Below are 12605 nucleotides of genomic sequence, written 5' to 3' on the forward strand. Positions count from 1 at the left end.
CTATCTGGACCGGGAACCCCTATTTTCCGGCGAGGAACAAAGATGAGCGCATTCGACGATCGTGAACGGGCATTCGAGGCGAAGTTCGCCCGCGACCAGGAAGTGCAGTTCCGCATCACCGCGCGCCGCAACCGTCTCGTCGGCGAATGGGCTGCCGAACGCATGGGCCTGACCCCCGAGGAAACCGACGCTTATGCGAAGGCGGTCGTCCAGGCCGATTTCGAGGAAGCCGGCGACGAGGATGTGATCCGCAAGCTGGCGGGCGACCTGACGGCTGCAAGCGTCGAGATCAGCGATGCCGAGATTCGTTCGGTCCTGAACGACAAGACGGCCGAGGCGCGCCGCCAGTTCATGGACAGCCAGAGCTGAGGCGACGATCATGGGCATGCGGCAGGACGATCTGAAGGCGATGATCGAGGCGGCGTTTCCGGACGCCGCGGTTTCGATCACCGACCTTGCGGGCGATAACGACCATTATGCGGCGCATGTCGTCAGCGAATCCTTCCGCGGGATGAGCCGCGTTGCGCAGCACAAGGCGGTGTATGCGGCGCTTGGCGGACGCATGGGCGGCGAACTTCATGCCTTGCAATTGACGACTGCCGTTCCTTCATAAGGGGCATATCCCTTTCAAGCGGCGCAACGGCGCCCGACCGGAGACTGTACATGAGCGATCCCGCCACCCACGACCGCATTGCCAAGCTGGTCGCCGATCACCCCGTTCTGCTGTTCATGAAGGGCACGCCGCTCTTTCCGCAGTGCGGCTTTTCCTCGCGCGCGATCGCGATGCTCGACCGCCTCGGTATCGAATATGACACCGTCGACGTGCTGCAGGACATGGAAGTCCGTCAGGGCATCAAGGAATTTTCGGACTGGCCGACGATCCCCCAGCTCTATGTGAAGGGCGAATTCGTCGGCGGCAGCGACATCATGATGGAAATGTGGGAAGCCGGCGAGCTGCACCAGCTGATGGACGGCGTCCCGACCCGCGCTGCCTGAGCGAATGCGCCGCGCCCGGCGCCTGTCTGTAACGTCTCGACGATTGCCATCGTATCTGGGACATAGGACCGGTAACCATCAAGGGCGCAGCGCTTCGTGATCCTCTTTCTTCTTGCCTATCTCGGCGGCGCGCTGACGATCGTCAGCCCGTGCATTCTGCCGGTGCTTCCGTTCGTTTTCGCCCGGGCGGACCAGCCTTTCGTCAAGAGCGGGCTTCCGATGCTCCTCGGCATGGCGGTCACCTTCGCCGCCGTGGCGACGCTGGCGGTGGTCGGCGGAAGCTGGGTCGTCGAGGCGAACAATTACGGGCGCATCGCCGCGCTCGTCATCCTCGGCCTGTTCGGGCTGCTGCTTCTCTTTCCTTCACTTGCCGACCGCGCGACGCGGCCGCTCGTCGCGCTCGGCGCTCGGCTGTCGCGAAATGCGGGGCAGGACGGCGGCGGTTCGTCTTTCCTCTCTTCGCTGCTGCTTGGCGTCGCTACCGGCTTGCTCTGGGCGCCGTGCGCCGGGCCGGTGCTCGGCCTCCTGCTCACCGGCGCGGCGCTGAACGGCGCGAGCGCGCAGACCTCGCTGCTACTGCTCGCTTATGCGCTCGGCGCGGCGACGTCGCTCGCGCTGGCGCTGCTGGTTGGCGGTCGCGTCTTCGCGGCGATGAAGCGCTCGATCCGCGCGGGAGAATGGGTACGCAAGGCGCTCGGCGTCGCGGTACTCGCGGGCGTCGTCGCGATCGGCCTCGGTCTCGATACCGGACTGCTCACCCGCCTGTCGCTCGCCAGCACCGCGCGCTTCGAGCAGGGATTGCTAGACCGCCTGCACCCCGAGGGCGCGATGCCCAAGGATATGCCGGGCGCCGACGCCCTCGCCGACAAGGGGCCGTTTCCTTCGCTTGCCGGCGCAACCGGCTGGATGAATTCGCCGCCGCTCACGACCGAAAGCCTGCGCGGCAAGGTCGTGCTGATCGATTTCTGGACCTATTCGTGCATCAACTGCCTGCGCACCATTCCCTATGTGAAGGCGTGGCAGGAGAAATATCGCGACAAAGGGTTTGTGGTGATCGGCGTTCATACCCCCGAATTCGCGTTCGAGCGCGATCCGGACAATGTCGCGAAGGCGATCAGGGATCTCGGCATCACCTATCCGGTCGCGCTCGACAATCGCTATGCGATCTGGCGCGGCTTCGACAATAAATATTGGCCGGCGCATTATTTCATCGACGCGAAAGGCCGCATCCGCGCCGCGCGCTTCGGCGAAGGGCATCATGAGGAATCGGAAAAGATCATCCAGCGGCTGATTGCCGAAAACGGCGGCGCACTCGGCGCGATGGACACCGCTCTGGTCGATGCGAAAGGTGTCGGCGAGGGCGAGAGCACGCGCAAGGACCGCTCGCCTGAAACCTATGTCGGTTACGACCGTGCCGCGAATTTCGTCTCGCCCGGCGGCTTCGTCCGTGATGCGGTGCATGATTATGCGGTGCCCACGCTCGCCAGCCGCAACGACTGGGCGCTGGGCGGCCAGTGGACCATCGGCGGCGAACATGGCGTGTCGGCCGCTCCCGGCGCGCGCATCGCCTTCCGCTTCCGCGGCCGCGACCTGCACCTCGTCCTCGGCGCAGCGGATGCCAAAAGGCCGGTGCGCTTTCGCGTGACGCTCGACGGCAAGGCGCCGGGCGCCGACCACGGGCTCGATATCGACGCAAAGGGCAACGGCACGGTGACCGGCCAGCGGCTCTATCAGCTCGTGCGGCAGCAGGGGCCGCAGGACAGGACGTTCCAGATCGAGTTTCTCGATCCCGGCGTCCAGGCTTTCGCCTTCACCTTCGGCTGATTTTTTCCGGACAAAAGCATCCGGGGGGCGGGGCCTTTCGGCCGCTCCGCCCCCCGTTTGCGTCGGGGGCAAGTGGGGAATTTCCGGAGTGGGGGCAGGGGACATCAGGGACCAGACCGATGCCCCCCACCGCTCCATTGAGCGGAACACTCGGGAACGTCTTATACCATACAAACCGCGTGCCAATTTGCCGCCTTCGCGGATTTCGGCGGGACACGCTGGTTAGCGATTCCTTACCGGCTCCCGCGGCTGTCAAAATTCCCGACACATCGCCCGCACCGCCACGTTCAGGCTCGTTCAGGAAGCGTTCAGCCGAATGACTACATTTGTAGTCGTATTGCAGGTCAACGCCGAAGGGAGGGGTTTCCGATATGGCGGAAAGAGCAAGCGATTCCGAAATGCAGGTCCTGTCGGCGCTGTGGGAAGAGGCGCCGCAAACGGCGGCCGATCTGACCCGGCGCATCGGCAAGATCAACGGCTGGACGCAGGCGACGGTGAAAACCCTGCTTGCGCGGCTGGTTCAGAAGGGCGCGGTCACGGCCGAAGCCGACGGCCGCCGCTATCTCTATAGTCCCGCCGTCGAACGCGCCGCCGCCGTTGGCGAGGAATCGCAGCGCTTCGTCGATCGCCTCTTCGGTGGCCGGGTCAGCCCGATGATCGCGCATCTCGCCGAACGCGAGGCGCTGTCGGATGCCGACATTGCCGAGATCGAGGCGCTGCTCCGGAAACTCAAGTCGTGAGCGGCGACATGATCCTGCAGGTCTGGGGTGACACGATGGTCACCACTGCTGCCCTCGTCCTTGCGGTGCTGCTGATCCGCAAGCCCTTCGCCCGCCATTTCGGCCCTCAGCTTACCTATATGCTCTGGCTCGTGCCCGCGCTGCGGCTGCTGCTGCCGCCGCTGCCGTTTGCCGACCCGGTCCAGCCAGCCGCGGCGCTTCCCGCGAGCGAAATCGTCTATCTGGTTCCCGCCGATGCGATGGCCGAAGCATCTGTTGCCTCGGCGCCCGCATGGTCGTTCGCCGACGCGCTTCCCTATATTTTCGGGCTGTGGGTCGCGGGCGTCCTGTTCGTGCTTGCCTCGGCATGGCTCGCGCATCGCCGTTTCCTTCGCGAAACGCTGGGAGAAGCGGTCGAACTCGAACCGATCGGTACGATCCGGCTGGTGATGACCGGCGCGGTTGACGGGCCGGTCGCCTTCGGCCTTTGGCGCCGCTTCGTCGCGGTTCCGCAGGATTTCTTCGGCCGCTACGCCGCCGAAGAGCGCGCGCTCGCGATCGACCACGAACTGGCGCACCACCGCCATGGCGACCTCTGGGCGAATGCCGCGGCGCTGCTGTTGCTCGCGTCGCAATGGTTCAACCCCTTCGCCTGGCGCGCAATCCGCGCCTTCCGTTTCGATCAGGAGGCGGCATGCGATGCGCGCGTCCTGACGATGACCGACGAGGCACCCCGTGACCTGCGTACGGCCCGTTATGCCACCGCGATTGCGAAGGCGGCGGTCGGGTCGCGGCTGTCGCTTGCGGCGCCGATGGCGGTTCACGACAATCTGCAGGAGAGACTGACGATGCTTATGAGGGAGGATATTTCGAGGAAGCGCGGCCTGATCGGCAAGCTGCTGGTGGGCGGTGCGACGCTTGCCGTGCTTGCGACGACCGCGACGCTGGTGCCTGCGGCGACGGCCAAGGCGCAGGCCGACATTGCCGAGCCGCCGGCGCCTCCCGCGCCGCCGTCCGCACCCGACGCGCCGCTGCCGCCCGAACCTCCTGCGGCGGGTGACATGTCGAACGTCATGATCTTCACCGACGTGCAGGACGGCGATGCGGCGAAGGACAAGGACGGCAAGAAGCGCGAAGTCCATCGTATCGTCATCCGCCGCGACGGCGATGGCGAGGGCGACGGGCATCCCGCGATGATGCTCGCTCCCGCCGATGGCAAGTTCAAGCGCGTCGAAATCCGCACGCCGGGCAGCCTGTCGCGCGACGATGTGCTCGCGACGCTGAAGGAACAGGGCGTGACCGGCGCGCAGGCCGAGGCGATCGCCGACAAGCTCGAGGCCAAGCGCCGTGAGCGTATCCGCACCGTCATGGCGCCGATGCCGCCGATGCCGCCCATGCCGGCAATGCCGCACGCTGCATGGGGCACGTTCGACGGCAAGGCGATGGTGATCGGCAAGTGCGGCGACGGGTCGAAGGCTGCGCCGCTGGTCAACCGCGAGGAAGCGAGCGGGGACAAGCGCCAGCGCGTCTATATGATCCGCTGCGGCGACACGGCCGAGAACAAGGCCGCGCGCCTCTCGGCGCTCAAGAAGGCGCGCGAGGGCTTCAGCAAGGGCGAAGCCGCCCGTGGCCTGTCCGAGGACATGCGCGCCAAGGTGGCCGCCGACCTCGACAAGGCGATCGCCGAGCTCGAAAAATCAGGCGGCTAGGGGCCTGACGGCTTTGGTGTCGGCCCCCATTCCCCGGTGGGGCCGATGGCAGGGGCGGGGAAAGGGAGCGGCGTCATGACCGCTCCCTTTTTCGCGTCTCGCCCTTTTCCTTTGCGGGCGGCAATGCCACATGCCCTTCATGAGCGAAGAAAAGCCCTGGCCCGACACGATCCGCGCCGGCGACTGCGAACGGCATGAGCCGCTCGTACGCCGCGTCCTCGCGCCGAACCCGTCGCCCTATACCTTCACCGGCACCCAGACCTGGATCGTCGGCGCGGGCAGCGACGTCGCGGTGATCGACCCCGGCCCGACGGGCAGCGGGATGAGCATCGGCGATCCCCCCGACGCGAACGGGCAGGGGCATGTCGACGCGATCCTGCGCGCCGTCGAGGGGCAGCGCGTCGCCGCAATCCTCTGCACGCACACCCACCGCGATCACTCGCCCGCCGCCGCGCCGCTCAAGGAAGCGACCGGCGCGCCGATCATCGGCTGCGCCCCGCTCGCGCTTCGCGACGACGGCCCGCGCGCCGACTCGGCCTTCGACCCCGACTATGCGCCCGATCGCGTCCTTGCCGACGGCGAACGCATCGCGGGCGACGGCTGGACTCTCGAGGCCGTTGCGACGCCCGGCCACACGTCGAACCACCTGTGCTTCGGGCTCGTCGAAAGCGGCGCCCTGTTTACCGGCGACCATGTGATGGCCTGGTCGACCAGCGTGGTCAGCCCGCCCGACGGCGACATGGCGGCGTATATGGCAAGCTTGTCAAAGCTCTACGACCGCGACGATCGCGTCTATTATCCCGCCCACGGCCCGGCGGTGACCAAGCCTCGCCAGCTCGTCCGCGGGATGCTTGGCCACCGCAAGCAGCGCGAACGGCAGATTTTGCGGGAACTCGAAAAGGGCACGCGCGTGATCCCCGAGATGGTGACGCATATGTACAAGGGGCTCGATCCCCGGCTGACCGGCGCCGCCGGCCGTTCGGTGCTCGCGCATCTCATCGACTTGCAGACGCGCGGAGCGGTGCGCAACGACAACGACGAATGGATTCTTGCCTGATGCTGCTGCCCCTGCTTCTGGCCGCCGCCGCGCCCGTCGACGCCGGTCCGGTGATCGCGCTCGTCAAGGGTGAGGGTGACCGGCAATGCCTTCCCGACAAGAGCCTGTGCCTCGAAATCCCCGTGGTTGCCGAAGACGGCGGTGGCGATACGGCGCTGATCGTGACGCCCGCCGACGGCGAGCCGACGACGGTACCGCTCCCCGAATATGATGACGCCGGGCAGCGCGAACTCTGGCCGAACCTGATCGCGTTCAAGAGCGACGATGGCGCCCAGCACTATCTGGTCGGCATATTGGGGCGCCAGAATGCCATGTATTCGGGCGGCGGCGGTTCGGCCTCGCGGCTTCATCTCTACGAGTTCGGCCTTGAGTCGGGCGCAACAGGGCTCGGCGAGGAGGTGCTGAATGTCGTCTGGGGCGGCTCGCTGATGATCCGCGCCTGTTTTTCGGAGCAGGACATGAAAGACCGGCTCGAAGCCTGTCACGACGAATATGATTTCAGCGCGACGCTGACCGCAGCGCCGGATGATGGCGGAATGTTTCCGGCACTGACCTATCGGGCCGTCGCGACGACCTTCCCGCGCACCTCGCGCCGGTCGGAGGACAATAGCGCTGGCAAGCTCAAACGCGCCGACCTTGTTCGCGCCGAAGACCCCGCTTGCACCTATGACCGCGTGCTGCGCTACAACCCCGCGACGTCGCGCTACGAAATGGACCGGCCGGCGCCCGAATGCTCGGATTATACAACACCATGACCGACCGTCCGTCGCGCCTCCTTCCGCGCCTTATCCTCCTCGCCGCCGCCGCTCTGCTGGCGCTCGCCGCCTGGTGGGCCTTCTCCGCATGGCGCGACTGGCAGCGCGGCTATGATCCCGAGACCGTCGTCGCGGCGAGCCTGCAGGGCTTGCAGGAGCAGAATGTTCTCGTGCCCTTCACCGCGCGCTATGTCGCGGTCGTGACCTCGACGCAGTCGCGGCTGGGGCTTGAGGCAAAGAAGACGCTGATCATGCCCGGCACGGTCCGCTATGAACTCGACCTCGGAAAGCTGAAGCAGTCCGACCTCGCCTGGGATGCTGCGAACAATTCGCTTGGCGTGACCTTGCCCCCGCTCCGCCTTGCGGGGCCGGAGATCGACCTCGATTCGATCAGCGAATATCGCGACGGCGTCATCCTGCTGACGCTTACCGACGCCGAAAAGACGCTCGACGCTGCAAACCGCAAGGCGGCGCAGGAGGAACTGATAAAGCAGGCGAAGGGCACGACGCCGATGCGCCTCGCCCGCAACGCCGCGCGGACCGCGGTCGAACAGAGCTTTGCCATGCCGTTGAAGGCGGCGGGGATCGACGCTAAGGTGACGGCGCGCTTCGCGGGCGAATAGGCTTTCCCCACAGGGGACGCTGCGCTACCCTCGCTCCGTTCAGGCCAATCGGGGGGTGCGGCATGGCAACGACGGCAGAGGGCGCGGTACGCGCCGGGCGTTTCTGGCAGCGGATGGCGATCGGCCTCGCTGTCTTCATCATCTTCGGTTTTCTGCAGTTCGCGCTGCGCGGCTTCGTCGATCCGGTAGCCGCGCCGTGGTGGGTGCATCTGCATGGCGTCGCGATGCTCGCGTGGCTTGCTCTGCTCGTCGTGCAGCCGACGCTGGAGACGCGCGGCAATCTCGACCTGCATCGGCGGCTCGGATGGGCCGGGGCAGCACTCGCGACACTGATTGCAATCCTCGGTGTTTATACGGGGCTTGCCTCGCTCGTGCTGAACCGCTTTCCGCCCTTCTTCACGCCGCCCTATTTCCTTGCGCTGACCTTCGTCGAGGCGGTCACTTTCGGGCTCGTTGTGATGGCGGCCATCCGCAAGCGCCGCGATACCGAATGGCACCGGCGGTTGATGATCGGCGCGACGATCGTCATTCTCGAACCCGCGCTCGGCCGCTTGCTCCCGATGCCGCTGATGATCGGCTGGTCGGACATTCCGGTCGGGCTGATCCAGCTTTCGGTCGTCGGGATCATCGCACTGCACGACCGGCGTACGCTCGGCCTCATCCATCCGGCAACGAAGGCCGTTGCACTCCTTGTCATCGCAGTGCGCGTGGCCATCTATCTGCTGTCGCTCGCGCCGCCGGTGGCTGCACTGGCGGCAAAGCTGACCGGCTGATTGCCCTGCCCGACGAGGGCGTGTAGAGGGCGCGCAAGGCAAAGCCATATAAGGATAAAGCCATGACTGCTCCCGTCCGCGAGAATCTCTCGGGTCTCGACCTGCGCGCCGAAATCGAGCGCCTCCGCAAGGAACGCAACGCCGTCATCCTCGCGCATTATTACCAGAAGCCGGAGATTCAGGATCTCGCCGATTTCGTCGGCGACAGCCTTGAACTGTCGCGCAAGGCGGCTGACACCGACGCCGACGTCATCGCTTTCTGCGGCGTCAAGTTCATGGCCGAAACCGCGAAGATCCTGTCGCCGCAAAAGACGGTGATCCTGCCCGATATGGATGCGGGCTGCAGCCTCGAGGACAGCTGCCCGCCCGAACAGTTCAAGCGCTTCCGCGAAGCGCATCCGGACCATATTGCGCTGACCTACATCAACTGCTCGGCGGCGGTGAAAGCGCTCAGCGACATCATCGTCACCTCGTCGAGCGCCGAGACGATCATCAGCCAGATTCCGGAGAGCCAGAAGATCATCTTCGGCCCCGACCGGCATCTCGGTGGCTATCTCAACCGCAAATTTGACCGCGACATGCTGCTGTGGCCGGGCGTCTGCATCGTCCACGAGGCGTTCAGCGAGACCGAACTGCTGAAGCTGAAGGCGCAGCATCCCGGCGCGCCGGTCGCGGCGCACCCCGAATGCCCGCCGCACATCGTCGACCATGCCGACTATGTCGGATCGACCAGCGGCATCCTGCAATTCGCGAAGAGCTTCCCCGGCGACACGCTGATCGTTGCGACCGAGCCGCACATCATCCATCAGATGGAGCTCGCGCTTCCGGAAAAGACCTTCATTGGGGCGCCGGGCGCGGATGGAAACTGCAACTGCAATATCTGTCCGTACATGGCGCTCAACACGATGGAGAAGCTCTACCTCGCGCTCCGCGACCTCAAGCCGCAGATCGAGATGGAGGAGGGGCTTCGTCTCGCCGCGCGCAAGAGCCTCGACCGGATGCTCGACATGGCGTCGGGCACCGTCGGCAAGGGCGATCTGGGCCGCGCCTGAGTCGCGACTCTGCGACTCGACCGGCGAAAATTCCAGGCGAGTCGCGCCCGTCGTCCGATGCTGCACTGCGGCAATGGAATCCGAAAATGCTGCAGCCTTGTTACAAAAATGCTGCAGTGAATCCGCATGTTGCTAATACCGGACTTATCCACAAGCGCGGGGCCCTGAAGCGGCTTTCCCGCGCATTTTTTGTTGGCGAGGAAATCGGTTCGTGACAGCTTCAAATCATCGGAAGACGGAGACGAAAAGCCGCCGGGACATGAAGGGTAGTTGCAAGACTAGCCAGAAGGAAACGGGCCGGATTTGCGAGGAAATCTACTGATAGTCTGATCACGGAACGCAGCGATTCCCACGAGTTGAGGCGAACCAGATCGGGCATATGAAAGACAGTCCATCGCTCTGGAAGCGCAGCTGTTTCGGCAGAGGCACGGACAAGATGATGAAGGGTCTTTCAGGTGAGGCCGGCCCCCGAAAGGGGGCCGACCAAACCATCGCCGGACTGACCCGGCGCGCGCCGCAGCGCAACGTTTTGCGGGCTGCAGGTCTTCGGGCCGGTAGACCGGGATGGGGCGGAGCGGAGGCGCGAAGGAGCAACAACCGGATAGTGGGGGTTGGCAGCGATGCCGGCCCCCATTTCGTTCGGGCCGATATCGAAGTGTCGCCCGCTACAAGGCTCCGCCCTGTCGTCCGAGCCAGATTTCTCCTCTGCGGGCCAGACGCCCGGAAAATTCCCCTTGCTGTGACGCGAGTCACATCGCGGTCAAACTTGCCTGCTTATCGAGGCTTTGCGACCCGGACCAGTTCCCCGACCGGAGCTGATCCCCCTTTTCCCGGCTGCGCCTCCGGTGCGGCCGGGAACCTTTTCCGGATTTCCCGATTATCCTTTCATTGCAGCGTGGTGCGCGCGGGAGAGGAAGCCATGGGGCTGATCATCACCCTGGTTGCCGGCGGGATTCTCGGTTGGCTCGCCAGCACTGCCACGCGTACCGACACATGGAAGGGAATGTTTCTCGACATCGGAGCCGGCGTCGCCGGTGCTTTTCTGGGCAGTTTTCTTGCCAAAATGTCGGGGATGAGTGCCGATCTTTCCAGTTTCCGATCGGCCTCGCATGGGCCGTCATGGGCGCGCTGGCGCTGCTCGGCCTGCTCAGCCTCTTCCGTCGCGGAGGTGCCCGGTGACGGGCGGGATGGGCGCCGCCCGGGGGCCGCCTTCGGGGTTGCCATTTCGCTATGCGATTGAAAATATTTAAGGTACCAATGTCTTGCCTGCAGCGTCAGGCACATAATGATCGTAGGGGGTCAAATAGATGATTGATTTCATTATCGCACTCGTCATGGGCGGCGTCATCGGCTGGCTGGCCAGCATCGTGATGCGCACCGATGCCCAGCAGGGCATTTTCCTGAACATCATTGTCGGTTGCGTCGGCTCGATCCTGGGTCGCCTGCTTTTCGGCGGCCTCCTCGGCGGAGGCCATCTGCGCGGCGACGCGTTCGACTGGCGGACGCTGGTAACGGCGTTCATCGGTGCCATTCTCCTGCTCGCCATCGTCAACCTGATCCGGCGCGGCAGGGTTCGCTGACCGGACCACCATCCGGTCCGTTACGGATCGGATGCCATGAGACAAGGAGCGGCCGGAGCGATCCGGCCGCTCTTTTTTCGTCCTCAACTATCCGAACTATTGCTGGAAATCGGGCAAAGACCCCTCTAGGGAGGCGCGAACCGAGGGCAAGGCGGCCGGGGGGCTTTCACCTCTTGCATGCGGTGATTTAATAAGGTAACACACCTTCAAAGGGATTATCCTGCGCTTGCGGGTCGGGGCGGGTCGCTGTCGGGCGATCATTGTCCGGACTTTCGCGGCGTCAGAGGGGATATGGCGTGAACTACGAACGGAAAGTGGATTCGATGGACAGCCTCGCGGGGACGCAAAGCTTTTACGAAGATCAGGACAACCGCCGCAAGCGGATGCTGACGATCGCCGCCGTGGCGCTGATCGCAGTCGTGCTGCTCGGCGTCTGGTACGCGTTCGCCCACAGCAAGGGCGACGACGCGGCGGCCGGTGGCGCCGGCGGTGCGGGCGCCCAGAACGTCCCGAACGTTACCGTGATGATCCCGGGCCGTGTTTCGGTTCAGGCGGCGATTGCCGCCAACGGCACGATTGCGGCGCGTCGCGAAATGCCCGTTGGCGTTGCCGGCGAAGGCGGTCAGGTCGTTCGTGTGCTCGTCGAGCCCGGCCAGTGGGTCGGCGCCGGCCAGACGCTCGCGATTATCGACCGTTCGGTCCAGTCGCAGCAGGCCGCGAGCCTTGCCGCCTCGATCAAGGTGTCACAGGCCGACGCCGACCTTGCGCAGGCCGAACTTGAGCGCGCACAGGCGCTGGTCGGGCGCGGCTTCATTTCCAAGGCCGACATGGACCGGAAGCGCGCGACCCGCGATGCTGCCAATGCGCGCGTTCGTGTCGCGCAGGCGCAGTATCAGGAAGCGGTCGCACGCAACGGACGCCTCAACATCGTCGCTCCGGAAGCCGGTCTGGTCCTGACGCGGCAGGTCGAGCCGGGTCAGGTCGTGGGTGCAGGAAGCGGCGTGCTGTTCCGCATGGCGAAGGGCGGCGAGATGGAAATGCTCGCGCAGCTCGCCGAGGCCGATCTCCAGCGCGTCCGGGTCGGCACGACTGCAACGGTAACGCCGGTCGGCACCAGCCTGCAGATCGCGGGTCAGGTGTGGCAGGTCGCGCCGATCGTCAACATGGATACGCGCCAGGGTACGGTGCGGATCGCCATCCCGTACAGCGCAGCGCTGCGTCCCGGCGGCTTCGCCGACGCACGGCTCGTCTCGGGCACCGAACAGGCGCCGCTGCTTCCCGAAAGCGCGGTGCAGAGCGGGCCCGAAGGCAATTTCGTCCTGATTGTGGGTGCGGACAACAAGATCGCACGCAAGCCGGTGAAGGTCGGAACGGTGACCGACGGGGGCGTGTCGATCGCGTCGGGCCTGACCGGCAACGAAAAGGTCGTCGTGCTCGCCGGTGCGTTCCTCAACCCCGGCGACAAGGTGAAGCCGGTGTTGCAGAAATCGTCGCAGTAACGAACCGCATACGGACAG

The 12605-nt window shown here is 65.3% G+C and carries 14 protein-coding genes; all 14 read left to right on the top strand.

The genetic code is table 11. The annotated features are described in order from the left end of the window. The first annotated feature begins 42 nt into the window (after positions 1-42). The 14 genes from L7H23_RS15740 to L7H23_RS15805 all read left to right on the top strand — a co-directional run bounded on the left by L7H23_RS15740 (position 43) and on the right by L7H23_RS15805 (position 12587). Positions 43-369, top strand: a complete 327-nt coding sequence (locus tag L7H23_RS15740; protein ID WP_237836811.1) for a DUF1476 domain-containing protein — start codon at positions 43-45, stop codon at positions 367-369. A gap of 10 nt (positions 370-379) precedes the next feature. Further along, on the top strand, positions 380-613 hold the full coding sequence (locus L7H23_RS15745) for a BolA family transcriptional regulator (protein ID WP_237836812.1): 234 nt from the start codon (positions 380-382) through the stop codon (positions 611-613). A gap of 50 nt (positions 614-663) precedes the next feature. After that, positions 664-996 carry a Grx4 family monothiol glutaredoxin gene (gene grxD / locus L7H23_RS15750; protein ID WP_237836813.1) on the top strand — a complete coding sequence of 111 codons (333 nt, stop codon included), beginning with the start codon at positions 664-666 and terminating at the stop codon, positions 994-996. A 96-nt stretch (positions 997-1092) separates the two neighbouring features. Continuing rightward, positions 1093-2820, top strand: a complete 1728-nt coding sequence (locus tag L7H23_RS15755) for a cytochrome c biogenesis protein CcdA (RefSeq protein ID WP_237836814.1) — start codon at positions 1093-1095, stop codon at positions 2818-2820. Between the two features lie 371 nt (positions 2821-3191). After that, the gene (locus tag L7H23_RS15760; RefSeq protein ID WP_237836815.1) at positions 3192-3560 is read left to right on the top strand and encodes a BlaI/MecI/CopY family transcriptional regulator; all 369 of its coding nucleotides are present in this window, start codon (positions 3192-3194) and stop codon (positions 3558-3560) included. Continuing rightward, the gene (locus L7H23_RS15765) at positions 3557-5248 is read left to right on the top strand and encodes a M56 family metallopeptidase (protein ID WP_237836816.1); all 1692 of its coding nucleotides are present in this window, start codon (positions 3557-3559) and stop codon (positions 5246-5248) included. The genes L7H23_RS15760 and L7H23_RS15765 overlap by 4 nt, the downstream gene beginning before the upstream one ends. 139 nt (positions 5249-5387) lie before the next feature. Further along, positions 5388-6305: an MBL fold metallo-hydrolase gene (locus tag L7H23_RS15770; RefSeq protein WP_237836817.1), complete on the top strand. Its 918-nt coding sequence runs from the start codon at positions 5388-5390 to the stop codon at positions 6303-6305. Further along, complete coding sequence (locus L7H23_RS15775; protein WP_237836818.1) at positions 6305-7060, top strand: hypothetical protein; 756 nt, start codon at positions 6305-6307, stop codon at positions 7058-7060. Before L7H23_RS15770 ends, L7H23_RS15775 begins: the two co-directional genes overlap by 1 nt. Continuing rightward, positions 7057-7683: a DUF4230 domain-containing protein gene (locus L7H23_RS15780; protein WP_237836819.1), complete on the top strand. Its 627-nt coding sequence runs from the start codon at positions 7057-7059 to the stop codon at positions 7681-7683. The genes L7H23_RS15775 and L7H23_RS15780 overlap by 4 nt, the downstream gene beginning before the upstream one ends. Before the next feature lie 62 nt (positions 7684-7745). Next, complete coding sequence (locus tag L7H23_RS15785; RefSeq protein ID WP_237836820.1) at positions 7746-8456, top strand: adenylate cyclase; 711 nt, start codon at positions 7746-7748, stop codon at positions 8454-8456. 62 nt (positions 8457-8518) lie between these two features. Next, entirely contained in the window at positions 8519-9508 is a 990-nt protein-coding gene (gene nadA, locus L7H23_RS15790; RefSeq protein WP_237836821.1) for a quinolinate synthase NadA, read from the top strand. A gap of 919 nt (positions 9509-10427) precedes the next feature. Beyond that, a complete protein-coding gene (locus tag L7H23_RS15795; protein WP_237836822.1) occupies positions 10428-10748 on the top strand; it encodes a GlsB/YeaQ/YmgE family stress response membrane protein in 321 nt (106 codons plus the stop codon). Between the two features lie 67 nt (positions 10749-10815). Further along, the gene (locus tag L7H23_RS15800) at positions 10816-11088 is read left to right on the top strand and encodes a GlsB/YeaQ/YmgE family stress response membrane protein (protein ID WP_237836823.1); all 273 of its coding nucleotides are present in this window, start codon (positions 10816-10818) and stop codon (positions 11086-11088) included. 323 nt (positions 11089-11411) lie between these two features. Beyond that, positions 11412-12587: an efflux RND transporter periplasmic adaptor subunit gene (locus L7H23_RS15805; RefSeq protein ID WP_237839279.1), complete on the top strand. Its 1176-nt coding sequence runs from the start codon at positions 11412-11414 to the stop codon at positions 12585-12587. Positions 12588-12605 lie beyond the last annotated feature (18 nt).

Origin of the sequence: Sphingopyxis sp. BSN-002 (assembly GCF_022024275.1) — a bacterium.
GTDB lineage: Bacteria > Pseudomonadota > Alphaproteobacteria > Sphingomonadales > Sphingomonadaceae > Sphingopyxis.

Coding starts and splice junctions, on each gene's coding strand:
- L7H23_RS15740 (WP_237836811.1), top strand. CDS start 43: ATGAGCGCATTCGACGATCGTGAACGGGCATTCGAGGCGAAGTTCGCC.
- L7H23_RS15745 (WP_237836812.1), top strand. CDS start 380: ATGGGCATGCGGCAGGACGATCTGAAGGCGATGATCGAGGCGGCGTTT.
- grxD (WP_237836813.1), top strand. CDS start 664: ATGAGCGATCCCGCCACCCACGACCGCATTGCCAAGCTGGTCGCCGAT.
- L7H23_RS15760 (WP_237836815.1), top strand. CDS start 3,192: ATGGCGGAAAGAGCAAGCGATTCCGAAATGCAGGTCCTGTCGGCGCTG.
- L7H23_RS15770 (WP_237836817.1), top strand. CDS start 5,388: ATGAGCGAAGAAAAGCCCTGGCCCGACACGATCCGCGCCGGCGACTGC.
- L7H23_RS15775 (WP_237836818.1), top strand. CDS start 6,305: ATGCTGCTGCCCCTGCTTCTGGCCGCCGCCGCGCCCGTCGACGCCGGT.
- L7H23_RS15780 (WP_237836819.1), top strand. CDS start 7,057: ATGACCGACCGTCCGTCGCGCCTCCTTCCGCGCCTTATCCTCCTCGCC.
- L7H23_RS15785 (WP_237836820.1), top strand. CDS start 7,746: ATGGCAACGACGGCAGAGGGCGCGGTACGCGCCGGGCGTTTCTGGCAG.
- nadA (WP_237836821.1), top strand. CDS start 8,519: ATGACTGCTCCCGTCCGCGAGAATCTCTCGGGTCTCGACCTGCGCGCC.
- L7H23_RS15795 (WP_237836822.1), top strand. CDS start 10,428: ATGGGGCTGATCATCACCCTGGTTGCCGGCGGGATTCTCGGTTGGCTC.
- L7H23_RS15800 (WP_237836823.1), top strand. CDS start 10,816: ATGATTGATTTCATTATCGCACTCGTCATGGGCGGCGTCATCGGCTGG.
- L7H23_RS15805 (WP_237839279.1), top strand. CDS start 11,412: ATGGACAGCCTCGCGGGGACGCAAAGCTTTTACGAAGATCAGGACAAC.